We start from the raw sequence: 437 nt of genomic DNA, 5'->3' as shown, positions 1-437 counted from the left end.
GCATGAGTCGGAGGCACCGCAGGCGGCAGGTCGCGGTCCAGCGGATCGGTTGGCGAGGAGACCGAAGTCACCGGGACGAAGCGCACCCGGTCGCCAGGACGCAGTAGCGCCGGGTTGGCGGCGGACCCGTCGAAGAGCGTCAGCGACGTGCTGCCGATCAGGTTCCAACCGGCGGGCGAAGCTGTTGGATACACCGCGCAGTACTCGCTCGCTACGGCAACCGAGCCCGGCGGCACGCGTGTTCGGGGTGAGTCACGACGTGGCAGTTGCAGAACAGGCGGGAGGCCCCGTAAGTACGCGAAGCCGGGAGTGAATCCGCAGAACGCGACGGTGTAGGTCGCGTTCGAATGCAGCACGACCACCTCGTCGATGCTCAACCCACACGCGGCCGCCACTTCCGAGAGGTCGGCGCCGTCGTACACGACAGGGATCTCCAC

Annotated in this window: 1 protein-coding gene; it reads right to left on the bottom strand. The window is 67.5% G+C overall.

Annotation, left to right across the window (positions count from 1 at the left end; translation table 11 throughout):
• On the bottom strand, nucleotides 1-422 hold a 422-nt coding region (locus tag I6F37_RS40485), incomplete at its 3' end, for a carboxyltransferase domain-containing protein (protein WP_225154446.1).
• Nucleotides 423-437 lie beyond the last annotated feature (15 nt).

Origin of the sequence: Bradyrhizobium sp. NBAIM08, from assembly GCF_020193935.1 — a bacterium.
GTDB classification, from domain to species: domain Bacteria; phylum Pseudomonadota; class Alphaproteobacteria; order Rhizobiales; family Xanthobacteraceae; genus Bradyrhizobium; species Bradyrhizobium yuanmingense.
Note: the sequence above shows the minus strand (reverse complement) of the source record. Positions and strands in the feature narration are given on the sequence as shown.